This is a genomic window from Campylobacter sp. JH23, from assembly GCF_017846595.1.
GTDB classification, from domain to species: Bacteria; Campylobacterota; Campylobacteria; order Campylobacterales; family Campylobacteraceae; genus Campylobacter_D; species Campylobacter_D coli.
This window is the reverse complement of sequence record NZ_JAEQBP010000018.1, coordinates 1-358: the sequence shown is the minus strand read 5'-3', so window position 1 is coordinate 358 and position 358 is coordinate 1. Positions and strand designations below refer to the sequence as shown.

1 pseudogene is annotated in these 358 nt (G+C 29.6%); it reads left to right on the top strand.

The features are described from left to right. Nucleotides 1-358: pseudogene (locus tag KAR88_RS08735) on the top strand (motility associated factor glycosyltransferase family protein); the annotation flags it as partial.

Genomic DNA, 358 nt, shown 5'->3' with positions numbered 1-358 from the left:
ATAGGACAGGATTTAGCTTATGCAAAAGATGGATTTTCCCATACTAAAGATTATAAAAATCTTGATAAACATGAAGGACATTTTCAAAGAGATAAGGGCAAATTTCAATGTTTAGCTTATGGAGGTAACGGAAAAGTTGAAAGCTCTGAAATTTGGACTATGTTTCGACTAATTTTTGAAAATGACATTAATTATTTTCAAAAATTCTTTAATATCACCACCTACAACTGTACCGAAGGTGGAGCAAGGATAGAAGGAACCATAGAAAAACCTTTTCTATGGGCTTGTGAGAATTTACTTGATAAAGATTTAAATAAACCTTTTGAAAAATTAGAACCTTTAAGTTTAAATAAACAAA